Raw genomic sequence first — 12,936 nt, 5'->3', positions numbered from 1 at the left:
CGACAGTCGATCTTGATCGTTTGCGCAGTTCAGAACAGTTTCCACTCGTCCAGCTGCCCGATCAGCCAATCAAGGCGTTCAGGCGTCATCCGCTTCCGTTCGGCGTCTTCTTCGGTTTCCTGCCTGGCCCCGTACTGCCACCAGGCTTCGTTCGTCAGGCGGTCCATCACCAGGAAGCGATCCTTGACGGCCGGGCCACGGATGACCAACGAGGCGGTGTAGGGCTCGGCCACCACGGCGTGCACCATCGAGTGGTGCAAGGCGTAGCTGGAACCGACAAGTTCCTCTCGTGCCTGGAGCACCGGCAGTTTGGCCGGATCGACATGCTCATCCACTTCAGCGTTGCCGAACAGGTAGTGCCGGTACTGGCCGCGCAGGATCCGACTGGCGTAGCTCCACCGGTGATTGTGTGGCCGGTCGAAGTAGCCGGGCAGGAAGATGTGCAATCGAACGCGGAAGCCGGCCTCATCGTGCAGCACCAGCTTGTCCAGGATGTCGTAGTGCTCGCACAGATTGAACAACTCCGGCCTGGTTGGCAGGACGGTGATCCGACCGCGCACGATGCTGGGGTCCTCGACCAAGATATCGAGTACTTCGATGCAGGCGGTTTCGACGGCGTCGATGTCGTTCCAATCCAGGTCGCGAAGCTTCTCGACCACGGTGTCCATGGCGTCCATCAGGCAGACTCGCTTTCGGGTTTGGCGCTGGATTTCCACAACCGGCAGACCGGCACGATGTCGTCATAGGCAGCACACGACGCCTTGCCCATCACCAGCTCCTCTGCCGGGCAGCCACCCTGACAGGCACTGGCTTTGCAACCGCCGCAGGAGCTTTCGGCCAGCGCGCTGGTGAACAGGTCGAACTCATTAACCCCGTGGTTCAGTTGCACCTGACCGTCGACCATCTGGGCGAAGTGCAGCTCGGTGTCGAACAGGTAGGAGCAGACGTAGCAGCGGCCGTCCGGGAAGATCGAGATGCGATCCAGAGTCCGGCCGATGCACCCCTGGTAGCCCTCGGCGGCGTAACGCTCCATTTGGTCACGCTGGGCATGGGTCGGCTGGTACCACACCCGCGTTTTGTACTGTGGTGCAACAGTATTCAAGTTGTCACAGAACTCCACCCACTCCCGCGGGTTCATGGCCATCTCCGGGTTGCCGTGCCCGGTGCCGATGGTCGAGAAGACATGGAACTTCACCAGGCTGACGCCGAGCTGATCGGCGATGTCGAGCAGCTGCAGCACGTCCTGCTCGTTCGCCTTGTTCACTGTGCAGATGATGCGGGTATCGAAACCGCGCTCGCAGAGTTCGCGTGTTGTCTCCATCGCCTCATCGAAGGTGCCGCCACCACGCACGGCATCGTGTGTGGCGCGGCTGCCGCCGTCCAAACTGACTTGGATGTAGGCGAAATCGTCGGGTTCGAGCTTGCGAAACTTCTTGAGCGCGGGCTTCTGGGCGTTGGTCGTGGTGATGACGTGCTCGTAGCCCAGTTTCCGGCTGAGGCGTATCGCCTCGCAGTAGTGCGGGTGCAGCGTGGGTTCGCCACCGAGGATGGTCAGTTTGTCACCGCCCATCCGCCGCCAGGTGGTCAGGGTGTCCACAATCTGCGGCAAGGGCATCTTGAGCGCGCGGTCCAGCCGCTCACCCATGTAGCAGTGTTCGCAGCGCAATTGGCACGCTTCGGTGATGTAGAGGTAGACGTTGCGGAACCGGCCGTAAGCGACGCGGTCAATCCGGTCCGGTTCAGGAACGTCGGCCCCACGGGGCATGCGGGCATGGCCATAGCTGTCGCTGTTGGCTCGCAGGCCAGGGGTAGGCAGATCAACGGTCGTCATCGTGGTGCACTCCGGGAGATAAGCAGCGGGGCAGGTAAATTGGCCGCCCCGTCGATGGTGTTGGTGGTGTCGAGCTGGGTGAGGGTGACGTTGGCACGGGCAAAGCCATCACGGATGCCAACTGCCGCTTGGTGATAGCGCTGCATGCGCGCTTTGAGCAGCCGCGGTGAATCGCCGCGTCGGGGATGCAGCAGTCCCCCGCACCGGCCGCACTGCCACGGGTCGGCATCACTCGGGATCGCCGGCAAGCGGGGATCGTTGATCGGGTCACGCTCGCAGCGATGGCAGACCTTCCGGTTCCGGGCGCGCTGCCGGAGCGTCTTGACGTCGGTCACCACTTCGATGGCTTCGATGTGGCAGGGCGTCAGCGACCAGAGGATCGCCAGCAGCTGATCAACCTGCGCCGCGGAACCGGGAAAATTGTCGAGCAGCACTGCCTGAACCGTCGGGTCCGCATTGACGGTTTCGAAGTAGGAGCGGAGTGCTGCGGCGACGGTGTAGTCGTCGATCCACCCCAACTGCTCCGGCGTAACCGCCGTTGCGGCCAGCACCTCCTGCGAGACATGCTCGCGCAGCCGGAACACCCGACGCCCAGGTGCCGATCCGAGCTGCATCGTCAGCGTCGTTTTGCCCGCTGCTGGCGGACCAAAGATGGGAACTACTAGGGACAACGCCACGCCTACCCCTTTCCTCGGCAAGGTTTTCGTGACCCGCCCAAGGGTCGGTTTCTGGGGCGAAAAGTGCCACGACAAGCGGGTATTCGGGGTATGTATGAAACGCATAGCGTTGCCTGTCAAGCGCTGGTAGGGTCACGCGACCAAAGCGAAACGGCGAGAAAACCCAGGAAAACCCGGGAGCGGCCATCATGACGCGGGGACCCCAGACAGAGCGGTACTGCGCTCGTTGTGGGAGCAGGCTCAATCGGTACAATCTTGAATCGCGTTGCGCGCCATGCGAAATCACGCTTCGGGATGAACGACAGCAGCCGTCGCCGGTACCGCCAGCCTTCTGGCAAACCGATCAGATGCGCGATGCGCTCGCCACTTGGCACATGGGCCGGGTGATCTTCGCCTACCGCACGCACCCATTTCACCATCGGCCCCTGCCGCAGGAGCTGGTTGCCACCTGGCTTGGCCTCACCCAGGCCCAACTCAGCCGTATCGAGAAGGGTCCGGCACCCGAGCAACTGTCCAAACTGATCCGTTGGGCGGAAGTGCTGGAAGTGCCGCCCGAGCTGCTTTGGTTCAAGCTGCCAGCAAAGTCCGGGGCTACGCTCGGTGATGTGAAACGCCAGGAATTTGTTCGCGCCGCGCTGGGCGTCACTGCGGCGGTTGCGACCAAACAGCCGCTACTGGATTTGCTGGCCCAGCTTGAACCAACGCCTGTCCCGTCGACGGTCGGCCTGGCCGAAATCGAGCAGGTGCGAACTGCCGCGCGCGAGTTCAGCTCCTGGGATCACACTTACGGCGGTGGCCTGGTTCGAGAAGCGGTCTCGGCCCAGCTGCGCTATGCCGTGAACTTGCTGGGTGCCAGTTGTGCCGAGAAGCACCGCATGGACCTGCACAGCGCAGTCGGGTTCCTTGGACATACGGCCGGGTTCATGGCCTTCGATGCCTACGCGCACGCTGATGCCCGCAGCATGTTTCAGCTCGGGCTGACCTGCGCCGAAGAGGTCGGCAACTGGCATCTCCGAGGCAAGGTGTTGTCGTCAATGGCTCGACAAGCGATTTGGTGCGGGCACCCCGACGATGGGCTCACCTTCATCGAACTGGCCATGGTCCGGGCTGATCGACTGACGGCGACGGAGCGGGCCATGCTGCACGCGGCAAGAGCCCGAGCGCTGGCCAAACTGCACCGCACCGACGAAGCCGTGCGAGCGGTTGGACAAGCTGACGAGGAGTTCGCGCAGGCGGCGCCGGAAAACGATCCGCCCTGGATGGCCTACTACGACCATGCCCAGCACTCCGGCGATACCGGGCATGCCCTATTCGATGTGGCACTCGAAGGCCGGTTCGTCGGTGAGGCCCGGCAACGATTGGAGATTGCCGTTGCCGGACACACCGACGCCTTTGTCCGCTCGCGGGCAATATCTGGCATCAAGCTGGCGTCACTCACCATGGCCACTGGCGATCCGGTAGAGGCTGCCTCCTTCGGCCAGACTGCGCTCAGCGACGCTGGACACCTCCGTTCCCGCCGGGCAGCGGATGACCTGCGTGAGCTTCGCATGCTCACCCAGCCCCATGCCCAAACAACGGAGGTTGATGAACTGCGCTCGCAGATCGACAGCACGCTGGTTCACGCATGACGGACGTGACCGGAACCGATTGGCTGGCGATCGTGCGGTCGGCCGGCACCGCGGTCGGCCTGGACGTGGACCATGCCGAACCGATTCAGGTCAGTGAGAACGCCATCTACCGGCTGCCAGGATCGGTTGTCGCTCGGGTGAGTCGCCCAGGGCAATCAGATGCAGCGAGGCGTGAGGTCAACGTGGCTCGCTGGTTGCAAGCATCAGGCGTCCCAGCGGTACAAGTTGTTCCCGATGTCGACCAGCCCATCGAGGTCGAAGGCCACGCGATTACCTTCTGGCGCGAACTACCGCCGCACCATCACGGCACCCCGACCCAGGTGGCTGCCCTGCTCAAGCAGCTCCACCATTTGCCGATTCCCACCGAACTTAACTTCGGGAGAATCGCGCCGTTCGTGCGACTGGATGAGCGGATCAGTGCCGCCCACACCCTGTCCGATGGCGATAGACGTTGGCTTCGAGAGTATTTGGCGTATCTACGGCAACGGTGGGAGTCGCTTCCAGAGGGACTGCCGCGGTGCGTGATTCACGGGGACGCCTGGATCGGCAACGTCGCGGCGATGGAAGATGGTGAGGCTGTCCTCCTCGATCTGGAGCGGACATCGGTCGGACCGCCGGAGTGGGATCTGGTGCACACGGCGATCAAGCACAGTTCGTTCGGGTGGATCACCGAACAGCAGTACGCCGAGTTCTGTCAGGTGTACGGCCATGACGTCACCACATGGGAGGGCTTCGCAGTGCTCAGAGACATCCGAGAACTGCGGATGACCACGATGGCGGCGCAAACGGCAACAGCAGATCCCACCTACCAGGGGCAGGCGCTACACCGGTTGGCGTGCATCCGAGGGGAACGCGGGTCGCGGCCATGGGCGGGATGGAAAGCGTTGGGCTGACAAACTCTCGGAGCGAAGAGCTGAAGGTATCGATCCGGGCGAGGCTCGAAAGCTGAGGCTTCCGAGCCTCGGCACCGACAGCAGCTACTGACCGCGCGCCTGCCGCACGATCGCGCGGGCGGCATCGGTATCCAGCTCGATACCCTTGGCCTTCTTGTACTGCTGTTTGACGGCCCGGATGGCGTCGGCCTCGGTGCCGCCGCGCGGAACCTCGACATTCAGCGGCTTTTCGAGATCGCGTAGCGCCTTCTGGTTGAACTTGACCTTGATGGCCAAAACACTCTCCACTTCTTTGGGAGCGGTGAGGCGGACTGCCTCGGCGTCAGGCTACGCGCAGGCACCGACACAAGTTCCCCTTGTGACTGCCATGTGCCGTCGATCAGTCCCCCACGGCAATGGCTCAACCACCGTCTCCACCATCTTCCGATGACTCCCCGGCACCCCGCTCACATCAGCAGTCGCAGTGCAGGATCTAACCGTTCCAGGCGCGCCAGAACGGTGACGCATCGTTCCCGGCCGCCGCCAGTAGGGCGGTCTTCAGTGCGCCGGGTCGTACATCGGTGTCGGCGAGCTGGGTTTCAGGGAGCCCGTGCCGTCCGGGTTCATTGTGTCGCGGCTGCGGTTATCGGTCGGCGTGCTCCGCGACTTGGCGTAGGTATTCGCGGATCAGTTCGGCCAGCCGTTGGTCCAGTTCGTCCAGTGCCCGCGCGGGCCGACGCGTGCCCGGTGTTGCCGCCGCGCTGTATTCGGTGCCTAGTATCGTCAGCGCACGTTCACGCGGGCGACAGGGTGATGGGCAGTGGTGGTGCACGCTCAGGCTGCGGATCGCGTCGTCGGGACTGAGGTCGCCGGGATCGACCGCGCAATCGGTGTTGGCGATGTTGCTGTCATGGATCGCGGGCTGTGTGGTGCGGTTGGCGATCCTGGCCGCGTCTCGGCCGCCGCGCCCCGGCGGGTCCTCGAGTCTCATCGGGTCGCTCCCCAGGTTCCGAGCGCGGCCCAGCAGCAGCGCCAGGCCCGGGACACGAGGTCGAAGACGTTCGAATCCGAGGAGGTCGGCGGCGGCAGACGACGCCGGGGCCGGGTGGATTGCAAGACAAGGGCACGAAGGGCAAGCGGTCGCGTCCGATTCCGTTGATCGAGGAGATTCGTCCGCTGATCCTCAGGCGGATCAACGAGGCGCGCGCCCGCGTTGAACGTGGCCCGCAGGAGGCGAGCGAGAAGCAGCGGCGAGAGGCGCTGTTGGATGCTCGGCTGTTTGTCGGGCCTCGGGGAGGTCGCATCCAAACGGGAGTACTGCGGGATGCGACCCATTGGGACGAGGTTGTGACGAAGCTCGGATATGAGCATCTGCGGCGTCACGATCTCCGGCATACCGGGCTGACATGGTTCGCGGATGCCGGGGTTCCGCTGCATCGGCTTCAGCGGATCGCCGGGCACACTGATCCCAGGATCACGCAGCGGTATCTACACCCGGATATCGCGGCATTGCAGGAGGACGGCAATCAGCTGTCGCGGCACCTGCGGGGCAAGTCTGGCCCCAGATTGGCCCCAACTCTGCGGGCGATACCGTAGAAAAAAATCCCCTCCGATGCAGGTCGGAGGGGATTTTTCTATGTCGGGCTGACAGGATTTGAACCTGCGACCACTTGACCCCCAGTCAAGTGCGCTACCAAACTGCGCCACAGCCCGTTGCGTCCGCTGTGCGGGCGCTCGAAGAGATTACCGCACGAGGCTGGAGGGGTGCTAATCGCCTGGTCACACGGGGTTGGAGGGGTGGGTCAGCGGTAGTCGTCCACGTGGTCTACCGCCCATTGGGCGAAGGTGCGGGCGGGGGTGCCGGTGATCGGTTCGGAAGTGGGGCCGACCGGGCTCGGTTCCGAGCCTGCCTTCGCCCACATGTCGAGGACCGGGCGGTAGTAGACCTCGGCGGCTTCCTCGTAACTCAGTTCGATCAGCTCGACCGGCTCGCCGAGGGCGGCGGCGATGGCAGCGACCTGTTGGTGGTGGGACAGGGATTCGGGGCCGGTGAGGGGGTAGGTCTTGCCCGCGTGGGATGGGTCGTCGAGTGCGGCGATGGCCGCGTCGGCGATGTCGGCTTCGTGGATGGGGGTCAGCTGCAGGTCGGGGAAGGGGACGCGGACGACGCGCTCGGCTTTGATGGAGGGAAACCAGGTGCGGGCGTTGGCGGCGAACGCGCCCGGCCGCAGGACGGTCAGCGGCAGGCCGGATGCGCGCAGCGGATTCTCCACCGCGAGATGCCTTGCGCCGATGGGGTTCTTGTCGTTGTCCGCCGCGATGGAGGACAGCAGCACGACGTGGGCGACCCCTGCGGCCTCGGCGGCGTCGATGAAGTTGCCGATGCCATCGGCGGCGGCGTAGCAGAAGACCTTGTCCACACCCGTGAGGGCGGCGGTGACCGACTCCCGGTCGGTCAGGTCGAGTCCGACGAGTTCGACATCGTCGGGCACTGTGGTCTCGGCGGGGCGGGAGCTGGCCGCCCGCACCGGTTTTCCGGCCGCGCGCAATTGATCGAGGACGGTGCGGCCGACGATGCCGCGCACGCCGGTGACGAGGTAGGTCATGAGGTTTCTCCTTCGGAACGGGAATCGGTGAGATGGGCGAGAATGCGGCGCAATTGCTCGCCGTAGCGCTGCTCGAACTCGGCGGACCGAGCCTCCACCCCGAACAGGTCGCGCACCTGGACCGGTAGCAGCAGCGGGGCGATGACCATCCCCATCACCGCGAGCTGGAACGCGGCCGGGTCGAGGTCGGCGGCGACCTCGCCGCGTTCTTGACGGCGCCTGGTCACGGCGATGTCGGTCCCCGAGATCGGGTGCGTGCCGGTGGGGGCGGCGTCGGACAATCCCCGCCACATGAGCAGGCGGATGCCGCGCGGGTCGCGCAACCCGTCGCGCAGATAGTTCGTGACCACCTCCGCCAACGGCAGCTCCGGATCGCTCAGACCGGCCTCGCGCTCCAGCCAATTCGCCTGAAGCGCCCGGTAAAGGCCTTCCTTGCCGCCGAAGTAGTAGGTGATCAGCTGCTTGTTGACACCGGCTCGCTGGGCGATGTCGCTCACCCGAGCACCGGCGTAGCCCTTGGCGGCGAACTCCTCCATGGCGGCCTCGAGCAGGCAGCGTTTGGTGCGTTCGGCGTCGCGGACACGGTGCGCGGGATCGGGGGTGCGGTGGGTCGCCACGCGCCCAGACTATGCAGTTATTTTACATATGGCTAATTGTTTTAGATGTACGGATGATACGTCGGCGGCGGGGGTGCATGTGCGGTGCGGTAACACACCCGCCGTCGGCGTGAAACGAAAGCCGGGCGCAGACGCCGCCGGTGCACGGAAGGCAGTTCGGTTCGTCGGCGGTACCACCAGCCGGATCTCCGGTAGGGCGTCCAGCAGCAGTTGGTCGAGCGCCGCTCTGGCCATGGCGAGCGACTGGGCAGGGCGAGTGTGCGGACCGGCGCCGCGAACGATTGCCTTGGCGTCGCGTCCGCACCGCGAACAACCTGCGACAGCTGCGATCTGCGTACGACTCGCTGCCGAGCGTTTCGCCCGGATGACGAAGCGCCTGCTAGTGAAATGTCCGTCAGTCGACGTCTCGCGTCAAAGGATGCCGCCCCGGGGCGACGGCGCAGGCGCCTGCACGACCGTCGACTTCGAACGTTTGCGCAACGTGAAGCCCAGCGTCTCGTACAAACGGATCGCCGACGTGTTCGCCGCGGCAGCGTGCAGGAAGGGTGTCTCACCGCGAGCGCGGATGCGCGCGCCGACCGCGCGGACCAGCCGCGTGGCGAAGCCGCGGCCACGGAATCCGGCGTCGGTGCACACGGCGCTGATCTCGGTCCAGCCCGGCGGGTGCAGCCGCTCTCCGGCCATCGCCACCAGTTTGCCGTCGATTCGAAGCCCCAGATAGGTGCCCATTTCGATGGTCCGCGGCGCGTATGGGCCTGGTTGGGTGCGAGCGATCAGCTCGAGGATCTCCGGTACGTCGGCCGCGGTGAGCACGTCCAGTTCCGGGTCGTGGGCGACGCGCAGCGCGGTGCCGTCCATCTGCACCGAGTCCATTTCGCGCAGGACCGTCCAGCCGTCGGGCGGCACGTGGCCGTGGCCGCGCAACGAGGTGCTGCCGCCCGGACCGAGGAGGGTGGCCAGATCGGCCCAGTCTCGTTCGTCCAGCACCGGCGGGTGGCCGACGAACCTGGCGACCTGCGGGTCGTAGCGGCCGATCCGGCCTACCCAGCCGGCGAACCTGCGGTGCTCGCCACGCAGCGACGCCCGCACCGGGTCGTCGAGCGGGTGCAGCTCGACGTCGACGATCGACTCAGTGGTCACCGCGCACTCCTCCACAACAGCGTCCGACGAGAGAACGTTAGCGAGGCACACGATCGCGGGACATGGTTGCGCTCAACGCGATTCGGATGCGTCGACCGTCGTGATGGGGCGGCCGGGCCGAGCGGCGGGGTCATCGAACCTTCGACGCGCCGGTCCGCCGCGGCTCGGCGCCGGTGCGGAAGGAGCGCGCGAACGCCGCCGCGGTCGCCGAAGCCGAGGCCGCGAAGCACAACAGCACCGCCGGGCCGAGTGCGCCGACCGTGGATCGCTCGATTTCTTGACCTCCAGGTCTAGAACGATTACGGTTCGGGTCATGGGCAGGCCGCGCAACTTCGACCCGGACACGGTGGTGGAGCGCGCCATGGAGGCGTTCTGGACGCACGGGTACGCCAACACCTCGCCCGCGCAGTTGGCCGAGGCCACCGGCATCGGAAAAGGCAGTCTGTACCACACGTTCGGCAGCAAACGCGCTTTGTTCGACTTGGCTCTGCGTCGCTACGACCAGCTGGGCGCCGAGCTGGCCGCCGACCTCCTGTCCCGCCCTGGCTCCACCCGCGAGTGTGTCGCCGCCTTCCTGGGCGGCCTGGTCGATTCCGATCTCGCCCAGCCGGTTCGGCGCGGCTGCCTGGCGGTGAACACCGCTATGGAACTGGGCGGACACGACGCGGAGATCACCGGCGCGGTCCGCGCCATGCAGGACCGTGTGATCGCGGCGTTGGAGACCCGGATCGATCAGGGACGGCGCGACGGTGACGTGCGCGCAGGCACCGATGCCAGGGCGGCGGCCGAATTCTTGATGAACACCATCGTCGGCTTGCGGGTGATGGCCAAGACCTACGACGCGCCGACGCTGCATCGCATCATCGAAACCGCGCTGACCGGCCTCTGAGTTCCGATGTCCGCCGTCGCCCCGCTTGCTGCGTCAATTATTGACCTGTAGTTCAAGAAAGAAAGGTTCCAGTATGGATCTCGAACTGTCCGGCAAGACCGCCGTCGTCACCGGTGCCGGTCGCGGCATCGGGCTCGCGGTGGCCGAGGCTCTGACCGCTGAAGGCGTCCGTGTGGTCGGCGCCGCGCGCACCATCACTCCCGAACTCGAAAAGGCCAGCGTCGCGGCCGTCTCGGCCGACCTCGCCACCGCCGAGGGGGCGACCCGGTTGATCGACGCCGCGCTCGACGAGCTGGGCGGCATCGATATCTTGATCAACAATGTCGGCGCGGTGAACGCCGCGCGCCTGGAGCTCGGCGGCTTCCTCGACGTCGAGGACGAGCAGTGGCGCGAGCTGTTCGATCTGAATCTGTTCAGCGCGATCTGGGTCACCCGTGCGGCCCTGCCCAGTCTGCTGCAGCGGCGCGGCTCGATCGTCACCATCTCTTCGATCAACAAGCATCTTCCCGCCGCGGGCCCGGTCGGCTACAGCGAGGCCAAGGCCGCGTTGACCGCGCTCACCAAGCGGCTCAGCGAGGAGTTCGGGCCGCGCGGAGTGCGGGTCAACACCGTCTCTCCCGGCGTGGTCGGCACGCCGCTGTGGCGCGGGCCGGACGGCGTCGGCGCCAAGTTCGCTTCGGCACAAGGGGTTTCGCAGCAGGAACTGCTCGCGTCCGTGCCCGAGCAATTCGGTATCGCCTCCGGCCGGATCAGCGAACCCGAGGAGGTCGCCGCTCTCGTCGCCTTCCTCGCCTCGCCGAAAGCCGCCAATATCGTCGGTGCGGATTACGTCATCGACGGTGGCACCTTGAAGATCGCCTGACGACGCCAGCGGCGGGAGTGCTTCCCGCTCCCGCCGCGCCGCGAATCGAGTCGAATGCGTTCGCGCACTTCGCATCACAAGCGCACTCGGCGTCTGTCGCGTCCGCAGGCCTCAGCGTGTAGCCTGGCTGGCCGGAACGCGCGGATAGGAGCGGACTGGTGCGTGTCCATCATCTGGATGCCGGGGGAACACGTCCTTTCGGAGGCCGTTTGTTCGACGGCAGGCCGGGGTTCCGGCGTAAGGCCGCCGGGGCATCTCATTGTTTGTTGATCGAGCACTCCGGCGGACTGGCCCTGATCGATACGGGGTACGGCGAGCAGGCACTGGTCCGGCCGGATGACTGGGTGGGGCGCCAACTCATCCGGCAATCCGATCCGGTGCTCGACCGGCCGATCGCGCGGCAGATCGAGGCGCTCGGCTTCGCTCGCGAGGATGTCCGGGACATCGTCGTCACGCACCTCGACCTCGATCACGCCGGCGGCCTCGCCGATTTCCCGTGGGCCACCGTGCATGTGCACCGAGCGGAGTTGGACGCCGTCGCGGGGCCGTTCGGCCGGCGCGAGAAGTTGCGGTACCGGCCGGTGCAATTCGAGCACGGCCCAGAGTGGGCGGTGTACGACGAGACCGACAGCGACGCGGAACGCTGGTTCGGTTTCCGGGCGGTGCGCGAATTGCGGGGGCTGCCCCCGGAAATACTCATGGTTCCGCTGGCGGGACACACCCGCGGTCATGTCGGTGTCGCGGTCGACACCGGAGACGGCTGGCTGTTGCACGCCGGTGACGCATACACCTATCACGGGCAGATGCTTGCCAAGCCGTCGATGCCGGTGGGCACGCTGATCTTCCAGTGGTACGTGGACACTCGGCGGCGGGCTCGGATCGACAACCAGCAACGGCTGCGTGAACTCGTCCGCGACAACGGCGACGCGGTCACGGTCTTCTCCGCGCATTGCGCCACGGAGTTCGAGCGACTCCGCGGTTGACCCGGAGCGCCGTGCGCGCTGCTACCCCAGGCAGCGGTGCGAGCCCGACCTGCAGGGCTGCGGCCGGTGTCGTCGAAGATGGCCGGCTCCATCCGGTGCGCGGCGTAGGGGACGAACCCGCCCGCGTGGGCGAGAACGAAGCGGATGTCGGGATACCGCCGCCGGATGCCGTCGCGCACGAGCAGGTACGCCGCCCGGGTGGTGTCGAGCAGGAAATCCGCGGCGAACGGCGCGACACCTGGGACGGCGGGCGCGGGCAGGCCCGCCGGGTGGACGAACGCGACGGCTGATCGCTGGTTCAGCACGTCGAAGAGTTCGTCCTGCCCTAGCTCGCCCAGATAGCTCCCCGGTGCGTTGGCGAGCAGCACGACGCCGTCGGCGTGCTGGTCGTCGAGGGATCGCCGGGCCTCGGCGGCGACCGCAGCTGTGTCGGGCATGGGGAGGGTGGCGAAGAACCCGAAGCGTCCGGGTTCGGCGTGCGCGAGCGCGGCGCTGTAGTCGTTGACCGCCCGCGCGAGTTCGGCCGCTTGTGCCGGATCGGATAGGAAAGTGGTGCCGGGCGTGGAGACCGACAGCACCGCCGAAGCGATCCCGGCTCGCGTCATCGACGCACGCGCCGCTTCGGGGCTCCACTCGGGAAGTGCGCGGCCGCGGCCTGGCGACCGGGGGAGCGGCGGCCGTCTTCGGACTCGCTGAGATGCCTGGTTCCCGGGTGCGGCCGGAGGGGGCGAGGTAGCGTGAAGGTGTCGGCCTGGGTCGACCATGTCATCGACGGTGTGGTCGTCTTCGCCGGCAGCGCGTGGTCGGGGCGTCCGCATCGTGGTCGCGTCC

At 66.2% G+C, this 12,936-nt stretch carries 14 protein-coding genes, 1 tRNA gene and 1 pseudogene; 6 read left to right on the top strand and 10 right to left on the bottom strand.

Annotation, left to right across the window (positions count from 1 at the left end; translation table 11 throughout):
• Window positions 1-29: 29 nt before the first annotated feature.
• From ACWDMM_RS22235 to ACWDMM_RS22225, 3 genes are read right to left on the bottom strand one after another with little or no spacing between them, the layout of a single operon-like run.
• On the bottom strand, window positions 30-677 hold the full coding sequence (locus ACWDMM_RS22235; protein ID WP_449939206.1) for a hypothetical protein: 648 nt from the start codon (window positions 675-677) through the stop codon (window positions 30-32).
• The gene (locus ACWDMM_RS22230) at window positions 677-1,831 is read right to left on the bottom strand and encodes a radical SAM protein (protein WP_449939203.1); all 1,155 of its coding nucleotides are present in this window, start codon (window positions 1,829-1,831) and stop codon (window positions 677-679) included. Before ACWDMM_RS22230 ends, ACWDMM_RS22235 begins: the two co-directional genes overlap by 1 nt.
• On the bottom strand, window positions 1,828-2,445 hold the full coding sequence (locus ACWDMM_RS22225) for a hypothetical protein (RefSeq protein ID WP_449939201.1): 618 nt from the start codon (window positions 2,443-2,445) through the stop codon (window positions 1,828-1,830). Before ACWDMM_RS22225 ends, ACWDMM_RS22230 begins: the two co-directional genes overlap by 4 nt.
• 410 nt (window positions 2,446-2,855) lie before the next feature.
• On the opposite strand from ACWDMM_RS22225, the gene ACWDMM_RS22220 reads away from it, so the two are divergent.
• Window positions 2,856-4,136: a helix-turn-helix domain-containing protein gene (locus tag ACWDMM_RS22220; RefSeq protein WP_449939198.1), complete on the top strand. Its 1,281-nt coding sequence runs from the start codon at window positions 2,856-2,858 to the stop codon at window positions 4,134-4,136.
• Complete coding sequence (locus ACWDMM_RS22215; RefSeq protein WP_449939196.1) at window positions 4,133-5,029, top strand: phosphotransferase family protein; 897 nt, start codon at window positions 4,133-4,135, stop codon at window positions 5,027-5,029. Before ACWDMM_RS22220 ends, ACWDMM_RS22215 begins: the two co-directional genes overlap by 4 nt.
• Before the next feature lie 84 nt (window positions 5,030-5,113).
• Here the strand turns inward: ACWDMM_RS22215 and ACWDMM_RS22210 are convergent, their stop codons facing one another.
• Both ACWDMM_RS22210 and ACWDMM_RS22205 read right to left on the bottom strand, forming a co-directional pair.
• Window positions 5,114-5,305 (bottom strand): hypothetical protein, encoded by a 192-nt coding sequence (locus tag ACWDMM_RS22210; protein ID WP_449939194.1) that lies wholly within the window; start codon window positions 5,303-5,305, stop codon window positions 5,114-5,116.
• Between the two features lie 346 nt (window positions 5,306-5,651).
• The gene (locus ACWDMM_RS22205; protein WP_449939192.1) at window positions 5,652-5,999 is read right to left on the bottom strand and encodes a hypothetical protein; all 348 of its coding nucleotides are present in this window, start codon (window positions 5,997-5,999) and stop codon (window positions 5,652-5,654) included.
• 119 nt (window positions 6,000-6,118) lie between these two features.
• On the opposite strand from ACWDMM_RS22205, the gene ACWDMM_RS22200 reads away from it, so the two are divergent.
• Window positions 6,119-6,604: a site-specific integrase gene (locus tag ACWDMM_RS22200; RefSeq protein WP_449939190.1), complete on the top strand. Its 486-nt coding sequence runs from the start codon at window positions 6,119-6,121 to the stop codon at window positions 6,602-6,604.
• A gap of 43 nt (window positions 6,605-6,647) precedes the next feature.
• On the opposite strand, the gene ACWDMM_RS22195 is transcribed toward ACWDMM_RS22200, so the two are convergent.
• From ACWDMM_RS22195 to ACWDMM_RS22180, 4 genes are all read right to left on the bottom strand, one after another.
• Window positions 6,648-6,721, bottom strand: a tRNA-Pro gene (locus tag ACWDMM_RS22195).
• A gap of 89 nt (window positions 6,722-6,810) precedes the next feature.
• Window positions 6,811-7,614 (bottom strand): SDR family oxidoreductase, encoded by an 804-nt coding sequence (locus ACWDMM_RS22190; protein WP_195081581.1) that lies wholly within the window; start codon window positions 7,612-7,614, stop codon window positions 6,811-6,813.
• Entirely contained in the window at window positions 7,611-8,231 is a 621-nt protein-coding gene (locus ACWDMM_RS22185; RefSeq protein ID WP_323124304.1) for a TetR/AcrR family transcriptional regulator, read from the bottom strand. The genes ACWDMM_RS22190 and ACWDMM_RS22185 overlap by 4 nt, the downstream gene beginning before the upstream one ends.
• Window positions 8,232-8,642: 411 nt before the next feature.
• Window positions 8,643-9,371 (bottom strand): GNAT family N-acetyltransferase, encoded by a 729-nt coding sequence (locus ACWDMM_RS22180; RefSeq protein ID WP_195081582.1) that lies wholly within the window; start codon window positions 9,369-9,371, stop codon window positions 8,643-8,645.
• Window positions 9,372-9,684: 313 nt separating this feature from the next.
• Here ACWDMM_RS22180 and ACWDMM_RS22175 point away from each other — a divergent pair, with 313 nt between their 5' ends.
• The 3 genes from ACWDMM_RS22175 (at window position 9,685) to ACWDMM_RS22165 (ending at window position 12,105) form a co-directional block, all read left to right on the top strand.
• Window positions 9,685-10,260 carry a TetR/AcrR family transcriptional regulator gene (locus tag ACWDMM_RS22175; RefSeq protein WP_195081583.1) on the top strand — a complete coding sequence of 192 codons (576 nt, stop codon included), beginning with the start codon at window positions 9,685-9,687 and terminating at the stop codon, window positions 10,258-10,260.
• Between the two features lie 73 nt (window positions 10,261-10,333).
• The gene (locus ACWDMM_RS22170; protein WP_195081584.1) at window positions 10,334-11,122 is read left to right on the top strand and encodes an oxidoreductase; all 789 of its coding nucleotides are present in this window, start codon (window positions 10,334-10,336) and stop codon (window positions 11,120-11,122) included.
• A 158-nt stretch (window positions 11,123-11,280) separates the two neighbouring features.
• Window positions 11,281-12,105 carry an MBL fold metallo-hydrolase gene (locus ACWDMM_RS22165; RefSeq protein ID WP_195081585.1) on the top strand — a complete coding sequence of 275 codons (825 nt, stop codon included), beginning with the start codon at window positions 11,281-11,283 and terminating at the stop codon, window positions 12,103-12,105.
• A 50-nt stretch (window positions 12,106-12,155) separates the two neighbouring features.
• Here ACWDMM_RS22165 and ACWDMM_RS22160 read toward each other — a convergent pair.
• A pseudogene (locus ACWDMM_RS22160) lies at window positions 12,156-12,869 on the bottom strand (amidohydrolase family protein); the annotation flags it as partial.
• Window positions 12,870-12,936 lie beyond the last annotated feature (67 nt).

The organism is Nocardia sp. NPDC003726 (assembly GCF_053586955.1).
The sequence above is the reverse complement of the archived record's forward strand: the minus strand, read 5'-3'. Positions and strand labels throughout refer to the sequence as shown.